The sequence below is a fragment of the Marinobacter litoralis genome, from assembly GCF_016427555.1.
GTDB classification, from domain to species: Bacteria; Pseudomonadota; Gammaproteobacteria; order Pseudomonadales; family Oleiphilaceae; genus Marinobacter; species Marinobacter litoralis_A.
Map to the genome: position 1 here is coordinate 1164517 of NZ_JAELVS010000001.1, position 26852 is coordinate 1191368.

Annotated in this window: 27 protein-coding genes; 11 read left to right on the plus strand and 16 right to left on the minus strand. The window is 54.3% G+C overall.

The features are described 5' to 3' along the window. Positions 1-8 precede the first annotated feature (8 nt). Entirely contained in the window at positions 9-1457 is a 1449-nt protein-coding gene (gene sufB / locus JAO79_RS05310; protein WP_114334449.1) for a Fe-S cluster assembly protein SufB, read from the minus strand. Positions 1458-1804: 347 nt separating this feature from the next. Here sufB and JAO79_RS05315 point away from each other — a divergent pair, with 347 nt between their 5' ends. Beyond that, entirely contained in the window at positions 1805-2161 is a 357-nt protein-coding gene (locus JAO79_RS05315; protein ID WP_199006072.1) for a helix-turn-helix transcriptional regulator, read from the plus strand. On the opposite strand, the gene fabB is transcribed toward JAO79_RS05315, so the two are convergent. Next, entirely contained in the window at positions 2162-3373 is a 1212-nt protein-coding gene (fabB, locus tag JAO79_RS05320) for a beta-ketoacyl-ACP synthase I (protein ID WP_199006073.1), read from the minus strand. It abuts the gene before it with no gap. A gap of 11 nt (positions 3374-3384) precedes the next feature. Beyond that, positions 3385-3894, minus strand: coding sequence for a bifunctional 3-hydroxydecanoyl-ACP dehydratase/trans-2-decenoyl-ACP isomerase (fabA, locus tag JAO79_RS05325; protein ID WP_199006074.1), 510 nt, complete (start codon positions 3892-3894; stop codon positions 3385-3387). 193 nt (positions 3895-4087) lie between these two features. Here fabA and JAO79_RS05330 point away from each other — a divergent pair, with 193 nt between their 5' ends. After that, positions 4088-4465, plus strand: a complete 378-nt coding sequence (locus JAO79_RS05330; RefSeq protein WP_199006075.1) for a SirB2 family protein — start codon at positions 4088-4090, stop codon at positions 4463-4465. A gap of 91 nt (positions 4466-4556) precedes the next feature. Here the strand turns inward: JAO79_RS05330 and JAO79_RS05335 are convergent, their stop codons facing one another. The 7 genes from JAO79_RS05335 to JAO79_RS05365 form a co-directional block, all read right to left on the minus strand. Further along, positions 4557-5372: an ion transporter gene (locus JAO79_RS05335; RefSeq protein WP_199006076.1), complete on the minus strand. Its 816-nt coding sequence runs from the start codon at positions 5370-5372 to the stop codon at positions 4557-4559. Between the two features lie 86 nt (positions 5373-5458). After that, positions 5459-6403, minus strand: a complete 945-nt coding sequence (locus JAO79_RS05340; protein ID WP_199006077.1) for a biotin-dependent carboxyltransferase family protein — start codon at positions 6401-6403, stop codon at positions 5459-5461. Continuing rightward, positions 6400-7092 carry a 5-oxoprolinase subunit PxpB gene (pxpB, locus tag JAO79_RS05345; protein ID WP_199006078.1) on the minus strand — a complete coding sequence of 231 codons (693 nt, stop codon included), beginning with the start codon at positions 7090-7092 and terminating at the stop codon, positions 6400-6402. The genes JAO79_RS05340 and pxpB overlap by 4 nt, the downstream gene beginning before the upstream one ends. Then, positions 7092-7829, minus strand: a complete 738-nt coding sequence (locus JAO79_RS05350; RefSeq protein ID WP_199006079.1) for a 5-oxoprolinase subunit PxpA — start codon at positions 7827-7829, stop codon at positions 7092-7094. Before JAO79_RS05350 ends, pxpB begins: the two co-directional genes overlap by 1 nt. Further along, positions 7820-8281 (minus strand): EVE domain-containing protein, encoded by a 462-nt coding sequence (locus JAO79_RS05355; RefSeq protein ID WP_199006080.1) that lies wholly within the window; start codon positions 8279-8281, stop codon positions 7820-7822. Before JAO79_RS05355 ends, JAO79_RS05350 begins: the two co-directional genes overlap by 10 nt. Before the next feature lie 14 nt (positions 8282-8295). Further along, on the minus strand, positions 8296-8973 hold the full coding sequence (gene trhA / locus JAO79_RS05360; protein WP_199006081.1) for a PAQR family membrane homeostasis protein TrhA: 678 nt from the start codon (positions 8971-8973) through the stop codon (positions 8296-8298). An 85-nt stretch (positions 8974-9058) separates the two neighbouring features. After that, positions 9059-9760, minus strand: coding sequence for a Crp/Fnr family transcriptional regulator (locus tag JAO79_RS05365; RefSeq protein ID WP_199006082.1), 702 nt, complete (start codon positions 9758-9760; stop codon positions 9059-9061). Between the two features lie 187 nt (positions 9761-9947). Between JAO79_RS05365 and JAO79_RS05370 the strand changes: the two genes are divergently transcribed. Then, the gene (locus JAO79_RS05370; protein ID WP_199006083.1) at positions 9948-10865 is read left to right on the plus strand and encodes an AEC family transporter; all 918 of its coding nucleotides are present in this window, start codon (positions 9948-9950) and stop codon (positions 10863-10865) included. Positions 10866-10913: 48 nt separating this feature from the next. Here the strand turns inward: JAO79_RS05370 and JAO79_RS05375 are convergent, their stop codons facing one another. Then, positions 10914-12446: a cryptochrome/photolyase family protein gene (locus JAO79_RS05375; protein WP_199006084.1), complete on the minus strand. Its 1533-nt coding sequence runs from the start codon at positions 12444-12446 to the stop codon at positions 10914-10916. A 168-nt stretch (positions 12447-12614) separates the two neighbouring features. On the opposite strand from JAO79_RS05375, the gene hemN reads away from it, so the two are divergent. The 3 genes from hemN to JAO79_RS16210 all read left to right on the plus strand — a co-directional run bounded on the left by hemN (position 12615) and on the right by JAO79_RS16210 (position 16350). Continuing rightward, a complete protein-coding gene (hemN, locus tag JAO79_RS05380; RefSeq protein WP_199006085.1) occupies positions 12615-14024 on the plus strand; it encodes an oxygen-independent coproporphyrinogen III oxidase in 1410 nt (469 codons plus the stop codon). Between the two features lie 515 nt (positions 14025-14539). Next, the gene (locus JAO79_RS05385) at positions 14540-16219 is read left to right on the plus strand and encodes a sodium:solute symporter family protein (RefSeq protein ID WP_199006086.1); all 1680 of its coding nucleotides are present in this window, start codon (positions 14540-14542) and stop codon (positions 16217-16219) included. After that, positions 16216-16350 carry a putative transporter small subunit gene (locus JAO79_RS16210; RefSeq protein WP_227664329.1) on the plus strand — a complete coding sequence of 45 codons (135 nt, stop codon included), beginning with the start codon at positions 16216-16218 and terminating at the stop codon, positions 16348-16350. The genes JAO79_RS05385 and JAO79_RS16210 overlap by 4 nt, the downstream gene beginning before the upstream one ends. 101 nt (positions 16351-16451) lie before the next feature. Here the strand turns inward: JAO79_RS16210 and JAO79_RS05390 are convergent, their stop codons facing one another. Beyond that, on the minus strand, positions 16452-16811 hold the full coding sequence (locus JAO79_RS05390; RefSeq protein WP_227664330.1) for a hypothetical protein: 360 nt from the start codon (positions 16809-16811) through the stop codon (positions 16452-16454). 284 nt (positions 16812-17095) lie between these two features. On the opposite strand from JAO79_RS05390, the gene JAO79_RS05395 reads away from it, so the two are divergent. Beyond that, on the plus strand, positions 17096-17458 hold the full coding sequence (locus JAO79_RS05395; protein WP_199006087.1) for a DUF488 domain-containing protein: 363 nt from the start codon (positions 17096-17098) through the stop codon (positions 17456-17458). A gap of 43 nt (positions 17459-17501) precedes the next feature. After that, on the plus strand, positions 17502-18689 hold the full coding sequence (locus JAO79_RS05400) for an L-lactate dehydrogenase (RefSeq protein WP_199006088.1): 1188 nt from the start codon (positions 17502-17504) through the stop codon (positions 18687-18689). Between the two features lie 7 nt (positions 18690-18696). Here the strand turns inward: JAO79_RS05400 and moaA are convergent, their stop codons facing one another. Further along, entirely contained in the window at positions 18697-19689 is a 993-nt protein-coding gene (moaA, locus tag JAO79_RS05405; RefSeq protein ID WP_199006089.1) for a GTP 3',8-cyclase MoaA, read from the minus strand. 167 nt (positions 19690-19856) lie between these two features. On the opposite strand from moaA, the gene JAO79_RS05410 reads away from it, so the two are divergent. Together JAO79_RS05410 and JAO79_RS05415 are read left to right on the plus strand one after the other, a co-directional pair. Then, a complete protein-coding gene (locus tag JAO79_RS05410; RefSeq protein ID WP_199006090.1) occupies positions 19857-20297 on the plus strand; it encodes an Rrf2 family transcriptional regulator in 441 nt (146 codons plus the stop codon). A gap of 109 nt (positions 20298-20406) precedes the next feature. Then, on the plus strand, positions 20407-22254 hold the full coding sequence (locus tag JAO79_RS05415; RefSeq protein WP_199006091.1) for a diguanylate cyclase: 1848 nt from the start codon (positions 20407-20409) through the stop codon (positions 22252-22254). On the opposite strand, the gene JAO79_RS05420 is transcribed toward JAO79_RS05415, so the two are convergent. Then, complete coding sequence (locus JAO79_RS05420; protein WP_199006092.1) at positions 22229-23302, minus strand: fatty acid desaturase family protein; 1074 nt, start codon at positions 23300-23302, stop codon at positions 22229-22231. The two genes, JAO79_RS05415 and JAO79_RS05420, sit on opposite strands and share 26 nt — an antisense overlap. A gap of 50 nt (positions 23303-23352) precedes the next feature. Further along, the gene (locus tag JAO79_RS05425; protein WP_199006093.1) at positions 23353-24459 is read right to left on the minus strand and encodes a ferredoxin reductase; all 1107 of its coding nucleotides are present in this window, start codon (positions 24457-24459) and stop codon (positions 23353-23355) included. 199 nt (positions 24460-24658) lie between these two features. Between JAO79_RS05425 and JAO79_RS05430 the strand changes: the two genes are divergently transcribed. Then, complete coding sequence (locus JAO79_RS05430; RefSeq protein ID WP_199006094.1) at positions 24659-25282, plus strand: TetR family transcriptional regulator; 624 nt, start codon at positions 24659-24661, stop codon at positions 25280-25282. Here JAO79_RS05430 and JAO79_RS05435 read toward each other — a convergent pair. Further along, positions 25279-26718, minus strand: coding sequence for a WS/DGAT/MGAT family O-acyltransferase (locus tag JAO79_RS05435; RefSeq protein ID WP_199006095.1), 1440 nt, complete (start codon positions 26716-26718; stop codon positions 25279-25281). The genes JAO79_RS05430 and JAO79_RS05435 overlap by 4 nt on opposite strands. Positions 26719-26852 lie beyond the last annotated feature (134 nt).

Sequence of the window (26852 nt, forward strand, 5' to 3'; positions counted from 1 at the left end):
AACTAAACTTAACCAACAGAGCCTTCGAGGCTAACTTCCAGTAGTTTGCCGGCTTCTACCGCAAACTCCATCGGCAGCTCTTTGAACACCTCTTTACAGAAGCCGTTTACGATCATGGATACGGCCTGCTCCGGGTCGATACCACGCTGGCGGCAGAGGAACATCTGCTCGTCGCTGACCTTGGAGGTGGTGGCTTCGTGTTCCACGATGGCCGATTTGTTCTTGCTCTCGATGTACGGGAAGGTGTGGGCGCCGCAGCGGTCGCCGATCAACAGCGAATCACACTGGGTAAAGTTACGCGCGCCATCGGCTGCGGGGCCGAATTTCACCAAGCCACGGTAAGCGTTTGAGCTGCGCCCGGCGGAAATACCTTTAGAGATGATGGTGCTCCGGGTGTTTTTACCCAGATGGATCATCTTGGTACCGGTATCTGCCTGCTGATAGTTGTGGGTCAGGGCGACGGAGTAGAATTCGCCAACGCTGTTTTCACCACGCAGCACGCAGCTCGGGTATTTCCAGGTGATTGCAGAACCGGTTTCGACTTGCGTCCAGGACACCTTGGAATTTTTACCGATACAGGCTGCACGCTTGGTCACAAAGTTGTAGATACCACCTTTGCCGTGCTCATCGCCCGGATACCAGTTCTGTACAGTGGAGTACTTGACCTGGGCGTCGTCCAGGACAACGATTTCAACAACGGCTGCGTGCAGCTGGTTTTCGTCACGCATGGGGGCGGTACAGCCCTCCAGATAACTCACGTAGCTGCCTTCTTCAGCAACGATCAGGGTGCGCTCGAACTGGCCGGTGTTGGCTGCGTTGATCCGGAAGTAGGTGGACAGCTCCATGGGGCAGCGAACGCCTTTCGGGATGTACACGAACGAGCCGTCCGAGAAGACCGCCGAGTTGAGTGCGGCAAAATAGTTATCGCCGGCAGGCACCACGCTGCCCAAGTACTTCTTGATCAGCTCGGGATGCTTGTGTACCGCTTCGGAAATCGGGCAGAAAATAACGCCCGCTTTTTCCAGTGGTTCTTTGAAAGTGGTGGCTACCGATACGGAATCGAATACCGCATCAACCGCAACACCGGCCAGCTTGGCCCGCTCGTGCAGCGGAATACCCAGTTTTTCATAGGTGCGTAGCAGTTCCGGATCGACTTCATCCAGACTCTGGGGCATGTCTTCTTTTTTCTTGGGCGCCGAATAGTAGGAGATGTCGTTGTAGTCGACTTTCGGGAAGTCAACGTGGGCCCATTCGGGTTCTTCCATGTCCAGCCAACGACGATAAGCCTTAAGGCGCCATTCAAGCATGAACTCGGGTTCTTGCTTGATCTCTGACAGGCGGCGGATTACATCTTCATTGAGGCCGGGTTCAAAGGTGTCTGACTCAATTTCGGTCACGAAACCGTGTTCGTATTCCCGTTTGATCAGCTCTTTCACCTCATTGTCGGTGGTCGCCATGATCGTCGCTCCGTAATTCTCTCATCTGGGGCATGGTGCCCTGTGTTTCGCCGGGGGAGCAGAATGAAAAGGGCTCCTCCCATTGCTTCTGGCGAATGATTATACAATACCAGAGTAATTTAGTCAGGTATTAAATCGGCCGTGTAGGGATTATACCTTAATCGTGCTTTCAGCCCTACATTCGCGCCCGAGTTGAAGGGGCGATGTTGGTCTATGCTTGACCTCATCGGGAGTGGTTCCTCTCGTCGTTCTTGCTAAAAGGTCGCATTGATTAATTTCGGCTAACAGTTGTACGCTGGAGTCTGTAGATTGGTGAAACCAGGGAAATGACTAAGGGAGGGAGCAGTATGGGACCAGTTAATTTGTCACCGGAAGCTTCGGCGAAGTCTTTGGGTGGGCGTGTCAGTTCATTGATTAAAGTCCAGCTGACTCGAGGCAAGGTTGGCGTTGAGGCCGTCGCTGGTCAGTTACATATGAGTCGCTACACGTTGCACAAAAAGTTGCGTCAGGAAGGGGTGACGTTTGCGGCGTTGTTGGAGCAAGTCCGTCGAGAACAGGCGATTGCGTATATGAAAGATAAATCCAAGCCGCTGGTCGAAATTGCCGAACAGCTTGGATTTTCGGAGCTGAGTGCATTCAGCCGGGCGTTCAAACGCTGGATGGGAACGCCGCCGGCTGAATACCGCTCGCTTCGGATGTCCTGATCAGACCTTCTTGAAAATCAGGGTGGCGTTGGTGCCGCCAAAACCGAAGCTGTTGCTCATTACCAGGTCCAGATTCTGGTTGTCCATGCGTTCACGGACAATCGGGAAGCCTTCTGCACCTTCGTCCAGATTCTGGATGTTGGCCGACGGTGCGATAAAGCCTTCACGTTGCATGATCAACGAGTAGATGGCTTCGTGCACACCCGCCGCACCCAACGCGTGGCCGCACAGCGGCTTGGTTGAACTCAGAGGCGGAATCTTGTCGCCAAAGGTGTTCTTGAGCGCCTGCAGCTCGGTGATGTCACCGGCAGGCGTACTGGTGCCGTGCGTGTTGATGTATTTAATCTCACCATCAACATTGGCCATTGCCTGCTGCATGCAGCGAACGGCGCCTTCGCCACTTGGTGCAACCATATCGGCGCCGTCCGAAGTTGCGCCAAAGCCTACCAGCTCCGCCAGGATGGTTGCGCCCCGTGCTTCTGCATGTTCCAGCGCTTCCAGAACCAAGGCACCGCCACCACCTGAGATAACGAAACCGTCGCGGTCTGCATCGTAGGTGCGTGAGGCTTGCTCGGGCGTGTCGTTGTACTTGGTGGACAGCGCGCCCATGGCATCGAACATCAGGCTGAGGGTCCAGTGGATATCTTCACCGCCACCGGCGAGCATGACGTCCTGGCGACCCAGTGCAATCTGATCAGCGGCGTGGCCGATGCAGTGGGCGCTGGTCGCACAGGCAGAAGTAATGCCGTAATTGATGCCTGTAATGCCGAACGCGGTCGTGATGGAAGCGTTGATGGCACTGCCCATGGTGCGCGGAACTCGGTAGGGGCCAACCCGGCGAATACCTTTGTCGCGATGAGTATCGATGGAATCCAGCAATTCAACGGTTGAGGCGCCGCCGGTACCGAACACAGCGCCGGTGGTATTGGCGCGAATTTGCTCGTCGGTCAGGCCGGCTTGTTCAATGGCTTCTTTGGTGGCCAGATAGCTGTAACCAGCGGCCGGGCACATGAAACGCAAGATCTTTCGATCAATCAGCTCTGACAGGTTCAGATCAATTTTGCCGGAAACGTGGCTGCGCAAACCGTTGTCGCGGGCCTCTTCGCTGAACGCAATGCCAGAGCGGGACTCACGCAAAGATTCGGCGACTTCTTTTTGATTGGTTCCAAGGCTGGAGACAATCCCCATGCCAGTGATAACAACACGACGCATCTTGCTAGCTCCTAAAAGTCGTCAGTGGAGGTGAACAGGCCAACCCGCAGATCTTTGGCGGTGTATATTTCACGACCATCCACTTCCATTCGGGCATCTGCAATCGCCATAGTCAGCTTGCGGCGAATCAGGCGCTTAATATCCAGATAATAGGTGACCTTTTTGTTACTCGGCAGCACCTGACCAAAGAACTTCACTTCACCGGCGCCCAACGCCCGGCCTTTACCTTCGCCGCCGCCCCAGGCCAGGTAGAAGCCAACCAGCTGCCACATGGCATCCAGCCCCAAGCAGCCCGGCATGACCGGGTCGCCCTGGAAGTGAACTTTGAAAAACCAGAGGTCCGGATTGATGTCCAGCTCTGCGACCAAGCTGCCTTTGCCGTATAGACCGTCATCAGCACCAACGTGGGTGATGCGATCGACCATCAGCATTTCGTCGATGGGCAAGCGCATATCGCCGGGGAACAATTCGCCATGACCGCAGCGGATCAGGTCTTCTTTGTCAAAGTGATCAGGGTACATATTGCGGGTGTCTCTGTTTCAATATTTGATACACCTACTTTAGCGCCTGATACGAAAACGGCTATTGACCTTTAGTGGATGATTGCCGCTTTTCCTGAAACGCCTGGGATACGGCGACAATGTCCGTACCGGTTATCGCGGGATTTGCGTACAATGCCGGCGATAAATAGATAACGAAAAAAGGAAAGTGTTGATGACCGCTTACATGATTCTGAAACACCTGCACATGACCGCTGCGTATCTGACCATTACTTTGTTCGCGCTGAGATTGCTGTTGGATGTGGTGGGCCGGCCAGGCTGGAGAGAAACACCGCTGCGCTGGATTCCCCACGCCAACGACACGGTGCTGCTGGTGGCTGCCATTGCACTGTTGTTTGTGGCGGGTTATGCGTCCAGCATGCCGGGGTGGCTGATTGCCAAAATTGTGTTGTTGGTGGGTTATATTGTCGCCGGTGTATTTGCTATTAAACCCAAGTTTTCAACGCCGGTTCGTGTGATTGCTGCGATTTTTGCTTTGGTGCAAGTGAGTGCTATTTTCCATCTGGCGATGGCTAAACCTTTACTGGGGTAAGGCCGCAGCCAAAGCTAAAGCAGTAAAAAGCCCATGCTTCTGTTGGAGGTATGGGCTTTTTTGTGGCGCTAAATAACGGGGTGCGGTGGACTCAGCGCTGGATTTTTTCGCTCAGCTCATCCAGTTTGCGCTGAACTGCTTGGAGCTGTTGAACGATTTGGTCCCGCTCATCGTGGGCTTTTTGCGCGGCCTCTGCGTTTTGCTCCTCGCCCATCACTTCCAGAATCGCCCCGATCATCATGTTCAGAAACACGAATGCCGTGAGGAAGATAAAGGTCAGGTAGAAAATCCAGCTCAGGGGATAATCCGCCATGGTGGCGTACATCACGTCGGTCCAGTCCTCGAAGGTAGCTACCCGGAACAGCGTGAGCATGGATATCGCCACATCGCCCCAGAGCTCTTCATCCACGCTGGCGAAGAACATGGAGCCAATCGCGGCGTAGATATAGAAAATGATGAACATCAGCAGGGCGATGTAGCCCATGCGCGGGATGGCTTTAAGCAGCGAGTTGATCAGGAATCGTAACTCGGGCACCACCGAAACTAGCCGCAACACCCGGAACACTCGCAGCAAGCGGCCCAGCAGCACGGCCTCGGAGTTGTCGAGGGGGATTAAGCTGCCGATCACCACCAAGGTGTCAAACAGGTTCCAGCCGTCCATCAAGAAGCGACGTTTGGTGGAGCAAGCGGCAAAGCGGAAGAGTATTTCAGCCAAAAAGAACAGGGTGATGGCGTTATCCAGTACCGTTATTGCCTGTTCCAGCAGTGGCGGTAAGTTATAGGTCTTCGCACCGATGGTAAGAGCGGAAAGAATGATGATGGCAATGACGGCGCCTTGAAAAATCTTACTGGACTCAATGCGCTTGAGTTGTTCAAAACTGTTGGAAGAATACAGCTCAACTGACATCACTAGGGCTCCGGATAAAAAGAATCGGAGCAATTCTAATGGTCTGGTGGGGTTGGTGGTAGCTTTGTTTGCAAGCTGATGAAGCGTTACCGGGCTGTTCTGAAAAACGTCAGAAATTGCCGCTCGGCCTGTTGGGCGCTTTGCAGGGTGGTTTCCCTGAAATGAAGCCGGGTTCCGGGCGGCCTTTGGGCCAGTGCGTCGAGGCTTCGAGGCGTCACTGCGCCAAGTTTTGGGTAGCCGCCGACGGTTTGTCTATCTTGCAGCAAGATGATGGGCTGGCCGTCGGCGGGAATCTGAATGGCTCCTAGACTGGTGCCTTCGGATATAAGCTGCCGCTCTGAAGCTTCCAGAGTCGGGCCAGCCAGTCGTGCTCCCATGCGATCGGACTGTGGGCTCAGGGTATAGGTGTTTGCAAAGAAGGTAGAGCGTGCCGTTGCTGAAAACCGCTCTGCCTGGGCGCAGAGTAAAACATCCAGCGTCAACGGTGTGCTGTAATCCGGAATCCAATGGTTGGGGATGGTTCGATTAACGACGGGAGGTGCGGTGGCATTGCACGGTAAAAAATCGCCTTCGCGCAGCGGGCTGCCATCGCCGTGAAGGCCGCCGGTGCCTTCTCGGAAGACCGTGGCACAACTGTTCCCCAGATGAGTTTCGCTGACAAAGCCGCCCCGTACAGCAAGATAACAACGTACACCGGCCCGAGGTGCACTTAATGCCACGACATCACCGGTTTCAATTTGAATGGTGCTCCACAGTGGTTTTTGTTGGCCATTCACGGTGAGTTGCACCTCGGCACCGGTCACAGCGATTTGAGTGTTCAGGCCACTGGTGAATGTGGCACCGCCAAAGGTGATTTCCAATGCCGTTGCACCGTACCTGTTGCCTAAAAGGTGGTTGGCCCAAGCCCACGCATGTCTATCCATGGTGCCGCCGGAAGCGAGCCCCATGTGCATCACGCCACGGCGCCCCTCGTCTTGCAGCAGGGTGAAGAAGCCTGGCTTGGTGACATGAAAACCGGCCTGAGCGCTCATTCGATCTGCCCGCCCAACGCGAGAAATTCGTCTCGTGTGATGGCTCGAAACCGCACCTGTTGCCCGGCGCGTAACAACGATGGTTGTTCCCGGTGGGGATCAAACATGGTGAGTGGCGTGCGGCCAATCAGGTTCCAGCCGCCCGGCGATTCCAGAGGGTAAATGGCGGTCTGTTGATCGGCAATGCCAAGGCTGCCCGCAGGGACTTTCGGTCTGGGAGTGGCTAGCCGCGGGGCCGCCAGTTCAGGAGCAACTTCGCCCAGATAGGCAAAGCCGGGCGCGAACCCGATCGCAAACACCTGATAAACCTGCTGGCAGTGGCGCTGAATGACTTGGTCGATGGTTAAATCGGCTCTTTTAGCGATGGCTGCGAGATCCGGACCGACACTGGAATGATAGAACACCGGGATTTCGATGATGCTCGCTTCATTCCGTTCTTCAGGGCGTTCAGGTAAGTCGTCCAAAATGGCGGTTACATCTGCGATTAGGCTCGAATAGTCATCTTTCAGTAAGTCGTAGCGCAGCAGAAGCGATGTATAGGACGGCACAGTATCAATAAGGCGAGGCCCGAGATTGCGTGCCAGGGCTTCGGAAGCGAGGTGAATCTTTTCAGTGAGCGCAACGTCGATACGGTCGCCAAAATACAAGGTAAGGGTATCGATACCGGTTACCTCACACCGCCATTGCATCAGTGCAGATCCTTCAGAGCCTTGCGGATGGCTTCTACCGCGGCAATGGCATCCGGGTTGTCACCGTGGACGCATAAAGAGTCTGCTTCGAGGCGCAACGGGCTGCCATTGATACTTTGCATCGGGGTGCCGGTTGCCAACCGGCGGGCCTGCTCAATAATGGTCGCGGTGTCGTTATGAACCGCGCCGGGCTGGGTTCTCGGTACAATAAACCCTCGCTCGTCATAGGCCCGATCGGCAAAGGCTTCCAGGATGAGCGGCACATCGTATTCTTCGCACAGGGTTTTCAGACCGCCGTTGTCAGCCGTGGACATGGCCATAAGCGCGAGCTGATGAGGCGAGCGGCTAATGGCGAGTAATATGCTTTCGAGAATGGCCTCGTCACGCATCATGTCGTTATACAGAGCACCGTGGGGCTTTACGTAACGCAAAAGGCCACCTTGTGAGGCTGCAATGTGGCTAAGTGCACCAATCTGATAACTGACGAGAGCGGTAATTTCGGCGGGTTTCATTGACATTGAGCGGCGGCCGAAGCCTTGCAGATCCGGGTATGAGGGGTGTGCGCCCAGTTCCACGCCGTGTTTTAAAGCCAGCTGTACGGTGTGCTGCATGGTGATGGGGTCGCCGGCGTGAAAGCCGCAGGCAATGTTGGCCTGGTCGATGAACGGCATGATGTGCTCGTCCATGCCCATCGTCCAGGCACCGTAGCTTTCCCCTAAATCGCAGTTTAATCGCATTGCAGACTCCGAATGATTTGCCATTCGTTCTCGCTCACCGGCATGACCGACAGCCGGTTGCCTTTGCGTACCAGGGGTAACGCTTCCAGGCCTTCCGTATTTTTCAGACGGTCCAGCGAGATCAGTTGCGCCAGCTTTTCCTCGAACTGCATATCGACGGCTTGCCAGCGAGGTTGTTCTTGCGTGCTTTTGGGGTCGTGGTAGGGCGACTCGGGATCAAATTGAGTGGGATCGGCGTAGGCGCTTCGAGTAACCTGAACAACGCCAGCGATGCCGATGTTTTTACAGCTGGAGTGATAAATCAAAACCAGATCCCCTTCGGCCATCTGCCGCAGGAAATTGCGAGCTTGATAGTTGCGAACGCCGTCCCAGGGGATGCTTGTATCCGCCTGCTTCGCAAAATCATTGATGCTGCATTCGGAGGGTTCCGTTTTTACCAGCCACTTGGCCATGAGTGTCGAGCCCATTAAACAGTGTGAGGTAGCACGCCAACATAGATAGCACCAAAATGGCAGGCGCTTCCACCAAGCACAAACAAGTGCCATACCGCGTGCATGTAAGGGATGCGGTCTGCCAGATAGAACACCACCCCCGCGGTATAAACAATACCGCCTGCGATGGTCAAGTAAAGGGCGGTTTCACTCAGGCTGGCGGCCAGATCCTCGGATGCAAAAGTGATCAGCCAGCCCATGGCCACATAGATGCCCACCCGGGCCAGTTTGAAGCGATTTTTGAAGATAACTTTCAGTGCAACGCCGGCAAAGGCGAGTGACCAGATCACCGCGAATAATATCCAGCCGGTTGTGCCGCGCATGTTAACCAATAAAAACGGCGTATAGGTGCCCGCAATTAACAGGAAGATGGCGCAGTGATCTAGCGTTTTATAGAGGGCTTTCAGTTGCGGGCGGCTAGCGCCGTGATACAAGGCCGACGCCAGATAGAGCAGAACCAAAGACAAGCCGAACACGCTGAAACTGAGGATTTTCCAGACGTCCCCGAGCTGGCTTGCGCCGGCAATCAGTGCGATTGTGCCGATGACGCTCAAAATGGCGCCGAGCCCGTGCGTGGCACTGTTAACCCATTCTTCGATACGGTCGTGAATGGTATTTGTAGCTGCTTCCGGGAGATTGGTGTCGTGTGTCATCTGCGCTGCCTGAATCCGTGAAAAAATAATTCGGTTCAGCGTACAGGTGTACGCACAAATTTTCCACGAATAATCGCTGATGCTTTCAGCAGTGCTTGCTGGCGGCTTTTAACCGGGAGAAGGTGGCGGGCACTACGCCAAGCCAGGCGGCCAGTTGATTATCCGGCACTCGCTTTACGAGCTCCGGATATTCCTCCAGCAATAGATGGTATCGTTCTTGAGCGGGCATGGTTTGCTTGCGAAATTCCCGCATGCTCGTCAATTCTGCAATTTCTTCGGTCAGCATCAGGGCAAACTTTGCCCAAAGGCCATCACCATGGCGTTGTATCGCGGAGCGAAAGGCGGCAAAGTCTGCTACCCAAAGCGTGGCGGGAACAACACTGGTCAGGCAAAGCGTGTTGCGCACGGTTCTGGCGCGGCCAAACACCGGCCAAACCAGGTCGCCTTCTGTGAAAAAGTGATGAACGGCGACTTTGCCGGATGAAGACTCGCGGAATAAACGCAGGATTCCATATTGCACAAGGTAGACGTTTGACCAGGGGTGGTCATGCTTTTCCAGCGGCGTTTCAGCGTCAACGCGGCGCTGATGGAACAACCGGGAGATGTCGTTGAGGAAGCGTGCCTCGCTGGAGTTCTGATTTTCGTTCAGACAAATACCAAAGGCACGGCTAAGACCGTTCAGCAGAGCGACTTCCGCCGGTGCCGCTTTTTGATGAATGATTTCGGGATCGTCGTCGCCCAGCAGGCAGGGAGCGGATGCTAGCGGAGGGCTGAAACGGCTGTTCATAATCTCACTCTCTCTGTGTAGGCCCGAAACTAATTATCCTGCTCAAAAACAAAGATCTCAAATGATTTAAATGGTTAAGGATGTTTGGCGCAATAGATAAGCTGCGAAATGGGAAGTTACCTCTTTCGGGTGCGGTGGTAGACTGCGCCGTTTAACCCGTTTTCATGTATTCCCTTTCGGAGACGCCATGACTGCTGCGCTGGCCTTGTTCATAAAACTTCTACCGCTCTACGTAACCGTAGCCCTTGGCTGGTTGGCAGGGCGCTATCTGGAGGTCAGTGGCAAGCACATCGCGGGCATGATGCTGTACATCGTGACGCCGTCCGTGGTGTTTTCCGGGGTGATGGCTGCGCCCTTGTCGCCGGAAGTGATTTTGTTGCCGTTTCTGGTGTTCGGATTTTGTACGGTGCTGGCGTTAATTCATATGGCGCTGGCCCGCAAGCTGCTGACCGATGGCAGTGCGCCGGTGATTCCGTTAACGGTGGGCACCGGCAATACCGGGTATTTTGGCATCCCGGTGGCCTTGTTGTTATTCGGTGAACAGGGCTTGGCGCTGTACATCGTGTGCATGCTGGGCACCACTTTGTTCGAAAACTCCGTGGGGTTTTATCTGGCGGCACGGGGCAAATACAGCATTCGCGATGCCTTGATTCGTGTTGCCAAGCTGCCGTCGGTGTATGCGTTTCTGTTGGCGGTGGGTTTGAATCTTTCGGGGGTGGGGATTCCAGACCCGTTCGTGCCGCTGTTCGATAATCTGCGCGGCGCCTACAGTATATTGGGCATGATGATTATCGGTATGAGTATCCTGAGCTTCAAAGGGCTGGCCGGAAACCCGGTGTTTACCGGGCTGGCGTTTTTCGGCAAGTTTGTGTCCTGGCCGGTGCTGGCACTGGCGTTCTGGTGGCTGGATGCCAGTGTGCTGGGCATCTACGACCAAGCCGTACATCAGGCGATTTTTCTGATTTCCATCACCCCGATTGCCGCCAATACCGTGGTCATTGCCACGCTGCTGGACGCCTCGCCCCAGCAGGCGGCCGGTACCACTCTTCTCAGTACGTTGTTTGCGCTTGGCTTTATTCCGGTGATGGTTTCACTGGTCTTTTAACGAGTTTGAGACGGCGGTGCGGCAGGTTCTGTGCCTGTCTTACCCGCGCTACAACTCCTCCAGGTGCTCCAGAATCCAATTGGCCCGCTTTATCAGCGCCTCGCGCCGCTCCGGTTTCTGCTTGTCCCAGTTCCGGTACATCATGCCCATGCGATGATTGTTGGCGAAATCATCCCGGTGGCGGTCGATGAAATGCCAGTACAGGCTGTTAAACGGGCAGGCATCTTCGCTTGTCGCATCCTGAACGCGGTAGTGGCAGTTCTGGCAGTGGTCCGACATCCGCTGGATGTACTTGCCGCTGGCGGCGTAGGGTTTGGAGCCCAGGTATCCGCCATCCGCGTGCATCACCATGCCGAGCACATTCGGTAGCTCAACCCAGTCGTAGGCATCGGCGTAGACGGCAAGATACCAGTCACAAATCTCCTCGGGTTTAACCCCGGCCAGCAGAGCAAAGTTGCCGGTGACCATCAGGCGCTGTATGTGGTGGGCATAGGCATTTCGGTAGGTGGCATCAATCGTCTTGTGCATGCACCGCATTTTGGTGTCACCGGTCCAGTAAAACCACGGTAATGCGCGAGTGTTGCCCAAGCGGTTTTCACGGGCGTAATCGGGCATTAGGCGCCAGTAAATTCCGCGAACAAACTCACGCCAGCCCAGAATCTGACGCACAAACCCTTCAACGGCGTTTAACGGAGCCTGGCCAGAGTGCCAGGCGCGAACGGCGGCCTCGCAGACGTCCATTGGGGCCAGCAATCCGGCGTTGATATAAGGCGAAAGAATGGCGTGAAACAGCCAATCTTCCTGGTCAGACATCGCGTCTTGGTAATCGCCAAAGCAGGGTAGGGCGAAATCGATAAAGTGAGCCAGTGCTTGTTGAGCCTGATCCGCTGTAACCGCAAAGTGAAAATCGTCGGTTGTGCCAAAATGTTCTGAAAAGTGCTCATTCACTTGTTTGATGACGGCTTGGGTAACATCGTCCGGTTCGACCCGAAACGGGCTGGGGGCCGGAGGTTTACCGGTCCACTTCTTGCGGTTGTCGGCGTCGTAATTCCAGTGGCCGCCCTCCGGTTGCCCGTCTGGCGTCATCAACAGTCCGGTTTTCTTGCGCATCTCCCTATAAAAAAACTCCATGCGCAATTGCTTCTTGCCCTCTGCCCATTCGGCAAATTCTTTGAGACTGCAGATAAACCGTGTGTCCGGGCGAATTTCAACCTGAATATTCAGGCTTTTGTGCCATTGGCTGATTTGGGCGTGCAAACGCCATTCACCGCATTCGGTGGTGATAATGCACTCCGGTGAGTGCTCTTGCACCATGGTGGCGATGAAGCGCTCCAGAGATTGCGCCGGGTTATCCGGGCGGTAGCGTTGATACTGAACCCGCCATCCTTGTTGCTCCAGTTCCTTGGCAAAGTGCCTCATGGCACTGAACACGAGCACCAGCTTTTTCTTGTGATGGTTGGTGTAGCTGGCTTCATCATGAACCTCGGCCATCACAATCAAATCGTTTTCCTGATCAGCACCTTCCAGGGCAGACAGGGTTGTGCTGAGTTGATCACCAAGAATAAGAATGAGGTTGGCCATCGGGTTCTCCGGCAGAGTTTATCCTTAAGGGGTAGATGAGCTACGCCATGAGCACAAGTTTGGTTTAGTGGGGCGAGTGAGTCCCGGGCCTGATCTACATCAAAAGATCGAGCGGGGCGCCGGGGCATAATCCTTGCCTTCCGGTTTCCTGACATTCGAGTGATCATTATGGCTCCAGCTAGTTCTGTAGACAGCAACCTGCCCGCCTTTATTTGGGACGAAGCGCTGATTCGTCGTTACGATCTCAGTGGCCCGCGATACACCTCCTATCCAACGGCGGTGGAGTTTACTCAGGAATACTCTATCGAAGACATGGTGAAGGCTGCCGGTCGCAGTAAAGCCGCGGGTGGCCCGATTTCGCTGTATACCCATCTGCCGTTTTGTGCGCACCTTTGTTACTACTGTGCCTGCAATAAAGTGATCACCAAAAAACGCGACAAAGCCCTGCCTTATGTCGAGCGGGTTCTGAAAGAAGCTGCTATCCAATCGACGTTGTTTGGTGCAGATCGCCCCGTGCAGCAGCTGCACTGGGGCGGAGGCACGCCGACATTCTTGCCGAAAGATGTGATGCAGCACTTGATGGAAGGTTATGGCGAACTGTTCAACCTGCAATCCGGAGACGATCGGGATTACAGCATTGAAATTGACCCTCGTGAAGTAGACGAAGATACCTTACCCACGCTTTGGAAGCTGGGGTTCAACCGCATCAGTCTGGGTGTACAGGACGTTAACCCGGAAGTGCAGAAGGCGGTGAATCGTATACAGCCTCGGGCCATGACGGAAGGCGTATTGAACGAGGCGCGCCGCCTAGGTTTCCGTTCTATCAACCTGGACTTGATCTACGGATTGCCACACCAGACCCCAGAGAGTTTCGCCGAAACGCTGGAGGCGGTGATCGAGATGTCGCCAGACAGGCTGTCGGTATTCAGCTACGCACACCTGCCGGATCGCTTCTATCCGCAAACCCGGATACTGGCCGACACCCTGCCGACCCCTCAGCAAAAGCTGACGATCCTTCATAACACCATCAATCGGTTGCTCGAAGCGGGCTACGAATATATTGGCATGGACCACTTTGCCAAACCCGATGACAGCTTGGCAGTTGCCCAGCGCGAGGGACGGCTACACCGGAACTTCCAGGGCTATACCACCCACGCCGATTGCGACTTGGTGTCGTTAGGCGTGTCGGCCATTGGTCAAACCGACGATGCGTATTTCCAGAACAATCATGACCTGCCATCTTGGGAAGCCTCGATGGATGCGGGGCAGCTGGCCATTGTGCGCGGAGTAGCCCTGAGCCGGGATGACCGAATTCGTCGTTGGGTTATCGGCCAGTTGATTTGCCAGTTCCGCCTGGATCGCAAGCAGTTTGCAGACCAGTGGAATGAAGACTTCGACCGCTACTTTGCGGATGAATTGGCGCGCTTGAAGCCGATGATTCAAGATGAACTGATTGCCGATGCCGGTTCTGTTTTGCAGGTTCAGCCCGCCGGAAGATTGTTAATTCGTGCAGTTTGCCAGATTTTCGATTTGTATCGGAAAGAGGGCGCCAGTCAGCGTTTTTCCCGGATTATCTGAACACGATAAACCTGATGTTAATCAATCAACAGGGCTGCCTTTGGGTGGCCCTGTTTGCGTTGGGTCGCTGAACAGCCTGGAAAATAATGTGAGTTAGTGTTTGTGTCGTACACTAATATTCTGCCCTCTACAGACTAGACAATGTGCCGTAAAATGCGTATGGTTTTTCGGCCTCACGTCTGGGCTTCTATGTGATTAACCTGAAACTCAATACATAGAAGGCGTCCATTCCGAGAGCCAGGGAGGCCTCTGGTTCCTGAAATGGTCGTCAGTTTGTTTTGCTTCCGGTTAAAAGGATTGAAAATACCATGACATCTAAAGAATTTTCAGAGCTTTTGCCTCGCCTCAGTATTCCTTAGCTACTGATAGCTTCGGGGCCACTTAGCCCCCTCCTGTTGCCCCAAGCAACACCCCCGCTTGAGCGGAAACGACAGCTCCCTGCTCGATTCTTGGCGACCGAAATTAAACGTTCGGGCAGACAGCGGTTTTTTGTTTCTTCGAAAAGAGGTTGAGTCTTGAACGAGAATGGATTTACCCAGTTTTCTACAGTAACCGTGCTGTTACTGCTTGCTGCCTTCTATGGTGGTACCTACTTGCTGACTTTGCTCATCCGCAAAGATAAGGAAGATACGTCCGGTTTTATGGTGGCAGGCCACCAGGTCGGTTTCGGAATGGGTGCGGCCAGTATGACCGCCACCTGGATCTGGGCTGCATCGTTCTACGCGGCGGCTACGTCCGGTTACACCTACGGCGTGTCCGGGCCGATTCACTACGGCTTCTGGGGCGCGCTGATGATCCTGTTCATCTATCCGTTCGGTCGCCGTTTCCGCGAGTTAGCTCCTAACGGACACACCTTGGGCGAGCTGATTCATGCCCGCCACGGTTCCTCCAGCCAGCTGATTCTGGCCGGCTCCAACGTGCTGGGCAGCATCATCAGTTTGATGGTGAACTTCACGGCGGCGGGTGCTCTGGTGTCTGTGCTGTCGCCCCTGTCTTTTGAAACCGGTGTGTTGGTAGCAGGCGTAGGCGTGTTGTCGTACACCTTGACCTCGGGTTTCCGTGCCTCAGTGTTTACGGACTTCGCCCAGTTAGTGGCATTGATGGCGATCGCTGTCGTCATCATCCCGGCTGTGCTGTTTTCCGCGGGTGGCCCGAGTGTCATGGTGGAAGGTCTTAGCCGAATGACCGATGAGCAGGCCAGCTTGTTCTCGGTAGACGCGATCATGAACCAAGGCGCGCCTTTCTTTGTGGCGGTATTGGCCTACGCCATCGGTAACCAGACCATTTCCCAGCGCCTGTTCGCGGTGCGCGAAAAGAACATCAAATCCACGTTTGTCACCGCAACGATTGGCTACGGTGCGATTGTAATCGGACTGGGCATGATCGGTTTGATGGCGCTGTCGGTTGGTGTTGAGCCGTTAAATGGCGAAATGAACAATTTGATTCCGCAGATGGTTTCCACCTACCTGTCGCCGTTCTTTGTGGCCCTGTTCTTTGTGCTGGTGATTGGTTCTTTGTCGTCAACAGCCGACTCTGATCTGTCGGCGTTGTCTACGATCATGATGGCCGATGTGTACGGTAAGAACATCGCCAGGAACGACCCCAACCCGAAAATCATGATGATGGTTGGCCGGATCACCATGATTGTAGCCACGGTGGCTGGCCTGATTTTCGCCAGCTTCTCGCTGGATATTCTGGTGATGCTGGTGTTTGTCGGTGCCTTGTGGGGTGCGATTGTATTCCCGGTTATCGTTAGCTGTTTCTGGGATCGGGTTACCAATGCCGCCTTTACCTGGTCGGTTGTGGTGGCAATGGCCTTCTTCTGTATTGCCCGTTTCGAGTTGGTAGAAATGACCGGGCTGACCGTACTGCTGTTTGAAATCCTGGCATCTGCAGGCGGCGCTGTGGTGATTGGCATGATGGTATTCGGTTTCTTTGGCCGTGCAGCCGGGCTGATTGCGGGTGCGATCACCCTGGTGCTGATGCTGATCTTTGCCACCGGCTTCCTGCGTGACTACATGGTATTGGTGGCGTCGCTCACTGCATACGGTGCCAGCGCTGTGGTTTGCACAGCCATGACCCTGCTCAGTAAAGAAGAGCGTTTTGACTTTGATTTGATCGAAAAACGGGTCGGTTGCTACGACGAAGCAGACACCGACGAAACTGTTGATATGATCCCGGAGGGTGCAAAATGACAAACGAATTGGTTTACGGCGCGTACATCCTGGTATGGCCAGCGCTGACGCTGGGTGTGCTGGCGGTTATCTGCGGTGCAGTAGCGCGGGATGCCCGCAACTGCCGCAAGTCGGATGAAGATTTGATCTGATCAACGCTTCACCTGTAACCAGCAGCCGACCTCGGCTGCTGGTGTTTCTCTTCCCCCGCCCGAAAGCACTCGCCGCGCAAAGCGCTTTATCGGCGCTGAATCTAGTGCCAAATTCCGAGTATCGCACCAGACCCCAGTACGAACGACCCACCCACTTCGGCAACAATCAACGCAACCATAAAACCATGAATCAGCCAGCCGGGCAGATTGGATTGCCCCAGTTTGTGAGGCTTGCGCAGCTGATTGCTGGTGTCTCGCAAAATGCCGTGGATGATGTAGGTGCCAATAGCCAGCGCGAAAAAGCCCAAGGCGCCCAGGGCTGCCACGGTGTTCACCCAATCCGTATAAACGCTATAGCTGGCGAACCATCCCAAGAGCAGGGCGGCAAAGCTGTACATCAGTGAGCTTCGGTGCGCGATATCCACATATCGGGGCGCAGCGGCCTTTGGAGTGGTGGCCATGCACCAGTATTTCCAGATGCCGGTTAATAACCCAGTCATAAAAAAAACAAAAGCGGCGGAGAGACAAAGCTTTTCGGCCAGACTCATGGCAAACAGTCCTTGAATGGAGGCCATAGAGGTGGCCAGGTAGGTTGTTGTATGTGCTTTGGTTCTGGAATCTATCAGAACGGGTAGGTCGGTAATAGTCAGCTTGGGCCAGTCTTGACCCAGGGCAAGAGGCGGATTTTGAAACAGCCACTCGACCGGAGTAGTCTCTGGCGTATGTTTTCAGTTTGGAGCCTGTTATGGAGATTCGTCTGAAACGGGCCTATGAGGATGCCGCACGCTCAGATGGCCCGCGTATATTGGTTGATCGTATTTGGCCAAGAGGCGTCTCGAAAGAGGAAGCGGATATTGCCCATTGGCTAAAGGGATTGTCACCCTCCACCGAACTGCGAAAATGGTTCGATCATGATCCGGACAAATGGAACGAATTTCAGAAGCGCTATCTGAAAGAATTGGGATCTGACGACGCCTCAGAGGATATCGAAACCTTCAAGCGCCTGCTTACGGAGCAGAAACGCATCACGCTGGTGTTTGCCGCCAAGGATACTGAGCACAATAATGCGGTTGCTCTGAAGGCGTTTGTGCAAGAAGATAAGCTTTAAATAAAAAAAGGGGCTCTGAACCCCAATAACAAGAGTGCTAGCCATGCTCGCTCCCGCATCTGTTTCTGACTACCGTTTGCTGGCCAAACGAAAACTGCCACGCATGCTGTTTGATTATCTCGACGGTGGTGCTTTTTCTGAATACACCTTGGCGGACAATCGACAGGCGTTCACCCAGTGGCGCTTTCGCCAGCGGGTAATGACCGATGTTTCTCAGATTGATACCGCTACGGAGTTGCTCGACGCGCCCGTCAGCTTGCCTTTGGTCATGGCACCGATGGGGTTATCGGGCATGTTGGCCAAGCGTGGTGAGGCGCAGGCGGCCAAGGCAGGTGCGAGTGCTGGTATCCCCTTTTGTTTAAGCACCGTGGGCATTTGTTCGGTTGAAGAGGTGGCACGGGAGGCTCCGAGTGCCAATCTCTGGTTTCAGCTTTATGTGTTGAAAGACCGGAAATTCTCGGCAGATTTGTTGGCGCGCGCCTGGCAATCCGGTTTTAGAACCTTGGTGTTTACCGTCGATCTTGCGCGCCTCGGGCTGCGTTATCGTGATGTCCGGAACGGCATGAATGGTAATCTGTCGGTGCCAGCAAAATTCCGCAAGGCGTTGGATCTGTTGAGCCATCCCCGTTGGCTGGCGGATGTCGCCATTGGCGGGAAGCCGCTGACGTTTGGCAATCTGGCCAGCGTGGTGCCATCCGGCCGGAAGCCGGAAGATTTCAAAGCTTGGGTTGAAAGCCAGTTTGATCCTTCGGTGACCTGGCGAGATCTGGATTGGATTCGTGAACACTGGCCCGGGAAGCTGGTCATAAAAGGCATTATGGAAAGCGACGATGCGCGCTCGGCGATCGCCGTGGGCGCCGATGCCATTGTGGTTTCCAATCACGGCGGACGACAGCTGGAAGGCGCACCGGCCAGTTTGGATGTGTTGCCGGCAATTGCCGAAGCGGTGGCCGGAAAATGCCAGGTTCTTGTGGATGGCGGTGTTCAGACAGGGCAGGATTTGGTTCGTGCGTTATGTCTGGGGGCGGATGGTTGTCTAATGGGACGAGCGTGGGGCTATGCTCTGGCGGCGGGTGGGCAACCCGCTGTAGAAAATCTGCTTGATAATATACGTCTGGAAACGGAACTGACTTTGTCGCTGATGGGCAAAACGACGATCAAGCAGCTTGGTCGTTCGGACCTGATGTCGCTGAAGGAGGTGGGCGCATTGCGGGATGGTGTGGTGAGATAATTGCCGGTTATCCCCCCGTCATGTTCATAAAGCGAAGAATTTCCACCTCTCCATCGCTGGAAAAATGGTGCCGCTCCGGCTTCAAATCCATCGCCGCAATAATGGCGTCCTGAAGTCGCTCATCATCCCCCGGAAACTCTCGCAACAGCGGCAACAAATCCATCGAATGCTCATTGCCCAGACACAACAAAAGCCGCCCTTCCACCGTCACCCGAACCCGGTTGCAGGTTGAACAAAAGTTATGGGAGTGAGGCGAAATAAACCCGATTCGGGTAGCGCTGTCCGGCATACGGTAATAACGCGAAGGCCCACCCGAATCATCATCGGTTGGTTGGAGGTCATGGCGCTTGCTGATGATCGCCCGAACCTCGTCACTGGTGCACAACGCCAGCCCACGGTCGTGCTCAGAAATCTCTCCCAGAGGCATTTCCTCAATGAACGTGATGTCTAAGCCCGTCGTTCGGGCAAACTCAACCAACTCTGGAATTTCTTCCTCGTTACGGCCTTTCATGACCACCGTGTTGAGCTTTATCTGCTTAAACCCGGCCTCTTTGGCCGCATCGATCCCCTCCAGAACCTGGCTGAGCTTACCCGTGCGAGTGATCGCCTTGAATTTTTGGGCGTCCAGTGAATCCAGGCTGATATTGAGCCGGTCCAGGCCGCCTTTTCGTAAATCCTCCGCCAAGGCAGGTAACTGACTGCCATTGGTGGTCATCGCAAAGTCGCGCAGACCATAACTGCCGATTTCCCGAACCAGATCAACAACGCCCTTCCGAACCAGCGGCTCTCCACCGGTCAGGCGAATCTTCCGAGTGCCCAGAGAAACAAAATTGCGGGCCACTTGAGCGATCTCTTCGAGCGACATGATCTTTTCTCGCGGAAGAAACGTCATCTCTTCGGCCATGCAGTATACGCATCGGAAATCACAACGATCAGTAACCGAGAGGCGCACATAATTCACGGTGCGCCCGAAGCGGTCTACTAGCTCGGATTGCGGCATGTTACGGTTCCTCTGCGTGCATGGGCACAAACTTGCTAGTTTAGTATCTCAAAGTGCAGCGTGTTGTTGATACCCCCATTATCAAAACTAACAGACCTCCGTTGGAATTGAATGTATAATTTGTCTGACAAACTGACAATGCAGTGCGTAATTTGTTCGGAGCATCCATGCGTATCACCCGTTTTACGGATTACTCTTTAAGGGTACTGATTTATTTGGCTGGCCAGGAAGAAGGGCATTTGTCGACCATTCAAGAGATCGCGGATAGCTACGCGATATCGAAAAATCACCTGATGAAGGTAGTTCATCAGCTTAATCAGAAAGGGTACATAGTCACGGTGAGAGGCAAAAACGGTGGCATGCGCCTGCATCATAAACCTCAGTCTATCAATATAGGCGCATTGGTTCGGGAAACAGAAGAAGAGCTGAATATCGTCGAGTGTTTATCCCGGGGAAATACCTGCAAAATTACGCCTGTTTGTGGTTTGAGAGGTATGTTCGGTGAAGCGTTGCAGGCGTTTCTTGCCGTGCTGGATAAATACACGTTGGCAGACGTGGTGCAAAGCAAGCATCGCCCGGAATTGCTTCGGTTGCTACATGTTGTGTAGTGGCGCGATACACATCGTAACGAACGAACGCCAATCCTTACCCTTCATTGACCCCAAGTCAGCTATTATTGAGGTTCTTACATAGAATCTTACTTTTACCGGGGGTCGTTTGATTCGTCTGTTGCTGGTTCTCATGCTGGCTTTGAACTCGCTGCAGGCAATGGCCGCGGGGGCTCCCGATGGCTTGTCCGTTAAACTGGACCGGGCCAGTCACGAGATCGATATTTCCCGGCATCTTGCTTTTTATGAAGACCCTACCTCAAATCTGAACATCTATCAGATCAAGCGGCGCTGGCCAGAAATAGGTTCAACAGCCATTCCGCCAAAAGCCTACAACTTCGGTTTTACCGACTCAACGTATTGGTTTCACACCCGTGTTGAAAATGTTTCCAGTCCGAATGACCGGTGGGTGATCGAGGGGTTGTACCCGATAATTGATGAAATGGAACTGTTTGTTGTCCGTGCCACGGGGCCGATAGAGCGGCAGATCGCCGGCGATTCTGTACCCTTTCATCGGCGCGCCAAAGATCATCATAATATCAACTTCGACCTGACGCTGCGCCAGGGTGAAAGCGTCGATTTGTATTTCCGGGTGAAGACCAGCGGCGCGATACAAATGCGTACGAAACTGTGGAGTCTGGACAGTTTCAGCCATGCCGACCATCAGGAGCGATTTGTTCTTGGCTTGTTCTACGGCTTGCTGGTGGCCATGCTGATCTTCAGTTTCCTCATTTTTCTGTCAATTCGTGACACCAATTACCTCTGGTATTCGGGCTACATTCTAAATTACGGCATTCTTCAATCCAGTTTGAACGGACTGTCTTTTGAGCATCTGTGGCCAGATTCGCCATGGTGGAATAATCGCGCGGTCGCCGTGCTGATTGCCTCGGGTATGTTCTTTGTGCTCGGATTCTCCCGATCCTTTTTGGCACTTAAGACCAACGCGCCGATATTGAATCGTACGTTTTTGGCCATGATGGGGGTTTTTGCTCTGGCAGCTGTTGCGCCGATGGTTTCCCCGAGTTACGCGCCCGTTATTCGCTTCAATAGTTTTTTTGCGGTGTTGGCGGCGACCCTTGTTATGTTCGCCGGAGGTGTGTGTTTGTACCGAAACTTCCGGCCTGCACGCTTTTTCATGTTGGCATGGACGGCATTGCTGTCGGGAATGTTGCTGTATCTGTTTAAAACCTTTGGTGTGTTGCCCGCCAATGTCGTGACCGAATATGCCATTCAGATTGGGTCAGCGTTTGAGGTTATCTTGTTGTCCATTGCGCTGGCGGACCGCTTACGGCACATGACACAGGAAACGCAGCGGATCCAGAGTGAAATGAATACGGCCCTTGAGTCTCGTGTTGCGGAGCGAACGGCGGAACTGGAATCGGCAAACCGACAGCTGGAGATGCTGAGTTCCACCGATGGGCTGACGGGCGTATTCAATCGGCGTTACTTCGACAAGCATCTGCGAAAAGAATTGGTTCGGTGCCGGCGCAGAGGATCGCTGGCGCTTATCCTTCTGGATGTAGATCATTTCAAAGCCTTCAACGACAACCTGGGGCATCAGGCAGGTGACAGTTGCCTGCGTAAATTGGCGGACAAACTGACTAATCTGGTTCGGCGAGAAACCGACATTGTCTGCCGATATGGCGGTGAAGAGTTCGCAATTGTCTTGCCTTATACCGATGCGGCCGGGGCAATACAGGTAGCCAATCAGATTCGTGAAGGTGTTGAATCGGACCTTTGGTTTGAATGGGAAGGTGAGCCCCGGTCGGTAACTGTCAGTATTGGCGTGGCCGTCGTCGGCTCGGGCCTTGCTGTTGAGCCTGATGAAGTGGTGTCTGTTGCAGACGAAGCGCTTTATACCTCCAAGGCCGAAGGCCGAAACAGAGTGACCGCTCGGGATGTGAGCGGCCGCTCTGCTAGCCCTGCTGCCGTCAAGCCACCGCTGGCCGCTGAGTAAAGCGTTCGGGTAGCGAGTAACGAAGGATGCGCTTCAGTACAGTGCTGTACTGTTTCCTGAAACTTCCGGTGTTGTAGTGAATGCCGTGTTTACGGCAGACCGCTTGAACCTTCTCGGATATCTCCGGGTAGCGGTGAGCAGGAAGGTCCGGAAAGACGTGGTGTTCGATCTGGAAGCTCAGATGGCCACTCATAATGTGCAGCCACTTACCCCCGGTAAAGTTGGATGATCCGGTTAGCTGACGAAGATACCAATGGCCTTTGCTTTCCCCTTCGGCCTGTTCTTCGGTGAAGGTTTCTGCATCCTGAGTAAAGTGGCCGCAGAAGATCACGGTGGATGACCACAGATTCCGGATCAGGTTTGCTCCGGCATTGCCGGCGAGCACAATCGGCGCTACGGGCAGGGTGAGGGCCGGAAAGAACACATAATCTTTAAACGCCTGGCGTCCCGCTTTCTTGGCGGCGACTTTCAGAAAGGGGCGTTTCTCTTTTAAATGACTTTTCCCATTGCTCAACTTTTCTGCCTCTAGTTCGTGCAGAGCAACACCCCACTGGAACAGAATGCTCAGGACCGCATAATTCAGAATCTGGAAGGTATGGCGAGGTCTCCAGGCTTCGTCATCGCTCAAGCGCAAAACCGCGTAACCGTAATCCCGGTCTTTGCCAATCACGTTGGTGTAAGTGTGATGCTCAAAGTTGTGGGTACGGCGCCAGGATTCGCTGGAGCAAGCGGTGTCCCACTCGTAGGTCTGGGAGTTCAGGCTCGGATCATTCATCCAGTCGTATTGACCGTGCATCACGTTGTGGCCGATTTCCATATTCTCGAGGATCTTGGCTAGCCCTAATGACGCAGTAGCGGCAAGAAACACCGGAGGAATGAATCCGAATGGCATCATGACCCGGCCCGCTACTTCCAGCTTTCGATGCAGGCGAACCATGCTGCGGATATGATTGGCGTCTCGCTCACCCAGATCGGCCAACACTTCATCGCGGATCGCGTCCAGGTCTTTTTGCAGCTCATCCAGCTGTTGATCATTTAGTGTATTCATATGTGTACTCCTTGCAGCCCTTCTGGCCGCAGTGCGAAAACAGAAAAAGGTTATACCTCCAGAGCCACCGGGCCCTGGGGGATAGAAATGCATAACTGCACACTTTCAGAGCCTGCACCTGAGACCTGGCCGGTAAGCCGGTTTACCACCGTGCCGCTGGTTTTCGTGCAGGTACATTGATGGCAGATGCCCATGCGGCAACCATGTTGAGGCGTCAGGCCTGCGGCTTCTGCAATCTCCAACAGGTTGGCGTCGCCTTTGGAGTCAACGGTCAGATTACTGGTACTGAACGTGACCTCGCCGCCCATACCGGATGACGACAGCTGAGCCGTTGCCGGTGGTGCGAAGAAGGTGCTGTGCAGCTGCTCGTCGTTAAGGCCTCGCTGGCGAAGCTTCTCCGTGGCCAAATCCATCAAACCTTTCGGCCCGCACAGAAACGTCTCTCGTGCCGCCAGATCGGGGATCGAGTCCAGGTCTTGGTCATTCAGGTAGCGGGGTGCGGCGCCCTCGTGGGTGGTTATGATGTTTAGTGAGAAAGCCGGGTAGCGACGGCGCAGAGCATCCAGCTGTTGCTTTCCGATCACGTCGTTTTGAGTGCGCACGTAATAAAGCAAAGTGATGGGCTGCGGATAATTTTCCAATGCCATGGTTTCGAGCTGACTCAGGATCGGCGTAATACCGCTGCCGCCGGCAATGAACAGCACTGGTTTCGCGACCTCTGGGATCGAGAAGTCGCCAAAGGCTTCTGTCAGCCCGATAACATCGCCGGTTTTCAATTCATCGTGTAGCCAGTTGGTCACCAGGCCACCGGGCAGACGTTTGATGGTGAGCCTGATTAATCCCTCCCGATTCCAGAGCGCGGGTGGGCTTGAAAGGCTGAAAGTCCGGGTACGGCGAACGCCATCGATGTCGATTCGCACGTTCAGATGTTGGCCGGCTTTAAAGCCGCCCCAACGCTGGGCGGGTTTCAGCTCAAAGGTTTTGGTGTCGGCAGTTTCGGCCGTGATCCGTTCGACTCGCGCGGGTGTGTACTGTTGTACCCACATTGGGTTAAGAGTCTTGGTTAACGGATCGAAAAACGCCGCAGGGTCGTCTCGGTTGAGCAATTGTCGGCCTAGCCAGTGTGCTGCTTTAGACGAAGTGAGTTTTGCCAGCATCGTGTATCTCCAAGGATAGATAGCGGTCAGCGCAACTGCATGTGTACAGTTGTTCACATAATGTGTACGACTGTACACACGGGTTGTGTTCTGAGCAATGGCCCTGGTGCAAAGCTGGCTCGTAATGACAAGTGAGAACGGTTTTTTGTCGGTCGAATGTGTACACTTGTGACTTTGATGTTGTTGTACGGATAGAGCCATGGCAGATGTACAAAGGCGACGACCGGGTGAAACCCGGGAAAAGCTGATGACGGCGGCATTAACGCTGGTGGGTAAAGGGCGGCATTTCGCCAGCATAGGAATTAGGGAAGTGACCCGGCAGGCCGGTGTCGTGCCCACGTCGTTCTATCGGCACTTTCGCAGTGTCGATGACCTGGGGCTTCAGCTGGTCGATGAACTGGGGTTGGTGCTACGCCGGATGATGCGTGAAGCCCGCGCGAACGTGTTGCAAGCTGACAAACTCATCGAAGAGTCAGTCGCGATCTTCGTGGCCCATGCGTTGGCCAATCGCAATTTCTTTATGTTTATGGCGCAAGGGCTGGCGGGAGAAAGCCGGGCGGTTCAGGAAGGTATTCGCAGTGAAATGCGGTACTTTGCCAACGAGCTGGCCAATGACTTGCGTCGGCTCAGACTGCTTGAGCATTTGAGCGATTCGGATCTGGATATGACGTGTGATCTGGTGGTCCGGACGGTCGCCTTCAGTTTGACGGATATTCTCAGTATCTCACCGGAAGACGACTACCAGATCGGGCAGGTGCGCAAGCGCACCACCCGTTTTTTGCAGCTAGTCCTGATCGGGGCTGGCCACTGGAAAAGCGCTTAGGCCTCAATGCTCTTTTTGCGCCCCGCAGTTTTTCGTGGTTTCGGAGGCAGAATCAGCGCCTCGAGTTCATCCAGAGCTTCACCCGTGTAAACGGCGATTTTCTGCATGCTCGGAAGTGTGTCCCGGCAACCGGTGTAGCCAAAATTCAGCGTGCCCGCGTAGCTCAGACAGGTAATGTTCAGGGCGCCGCCATGCGCGATCAGCGAGACCGGATAGGTTGCTTCCAGTTTTGCTCCTTCAAAGTACAAGGTTTCTTCTGGCCCTGGCACGTTGGATATGGTCACGTTGAACACCGGCCGCATGCGCCCACCCAATCCTGACATCAGTTGCAGAATGTAAGGCGACATGAGCAGCATGGTGTACTGCGTCAAGGCTTTCTTGGGCAGCTTCTGTAAGTGTTCCTTCGCGCGGCGGCTGGATTCTTTGATGTGCTGCAGGCGGTTCAGCGGGTCGGCCTCGTTGGTTGCCAGCGAGGCAATCATAAAGCTGATTTGCGTGCCGGTGCCTTGATCGTCCGCCGGGCGGATGTTCACCGGAATACCCGCAGTCAACGGCGTATCAGGCAGGCTGTTCTGCTCAAGCAGGAAGCGGCGCAAAGCGGTTCCACACAGGTACAAAACAATATCGTTCAGCGAGCCGCCGGAAGCGTGCGCCAATGCTTTTATGCGGTCTACCGGGTAATGCTGGGTGGCGAGCCTGCGCTGGCCTTTTACCCGGTGGTTCAGAATGGATACCGGCCCGGTAAACGGAGCGGTCAGACCATCCTCCGGGTGCAGAGCCGATTGAGCCAGACGGTTGCCGGCCTGCCATAACCGTGGCGCCATATCGACCTGCAGCTTCAAAGCGTCCATAGCCTGTGCAAAAGCTCCGGGTACGCTGGCTTCTCTGTCGCCTTTATGAGCCCTGCGTTTTTTCGGTTGCACGGCCCAGGGTGGTGGCATATTACGGCGGTCCGGATCGGTGGTCAGCACCCGCTGCATCAAACGTACGCCGCTGATGCCATCAATCATCGAATGATGCATTTTTGTGTACAGTGCAAACCGGTTGTTTTCTAACCCTTCAATAACGTGGCATTCCCACAGTGGGCGGGAAAAATCCAGTGGGTTGGAATGCAGGCGAGATACCAGAATGCCGAGTTCCCGCTCACCACCAGGGCGGGGGAGTGCAGAATGCCTGACGTGATAATCGAGATCGATGTCTTTGTCTTTTTTCCAGGCTGGTGCAATCACTCTCCCGAGAAAGCCTGACCAAGCCAGTTTGTCTCCCCATGGCGCTGCCACATCGTGAGATTCCTTCATGCGGAGAACCATGTCCCGCAAATAGGTTTCAGGGGCCCCTTCCGGTAATGAGAATATTTGCAGATTTCCCACGTGCATGGGCGTATCTTCGGATTCTACCGCCAGCCATGAGGCGTCCAAGGTGTTGAGGCGTGCCATTCCTTTGTTGTCTCCGTCGAAGTTAGAATTTTAATTATGTAAACGAGTATACCGGTTAGTAGACGACACAACGATGAAAAGCGTTCCGTTGATGCCGCTCTTTTTTAGTGTTTCCGGCTATAAGCTAAGGGTGG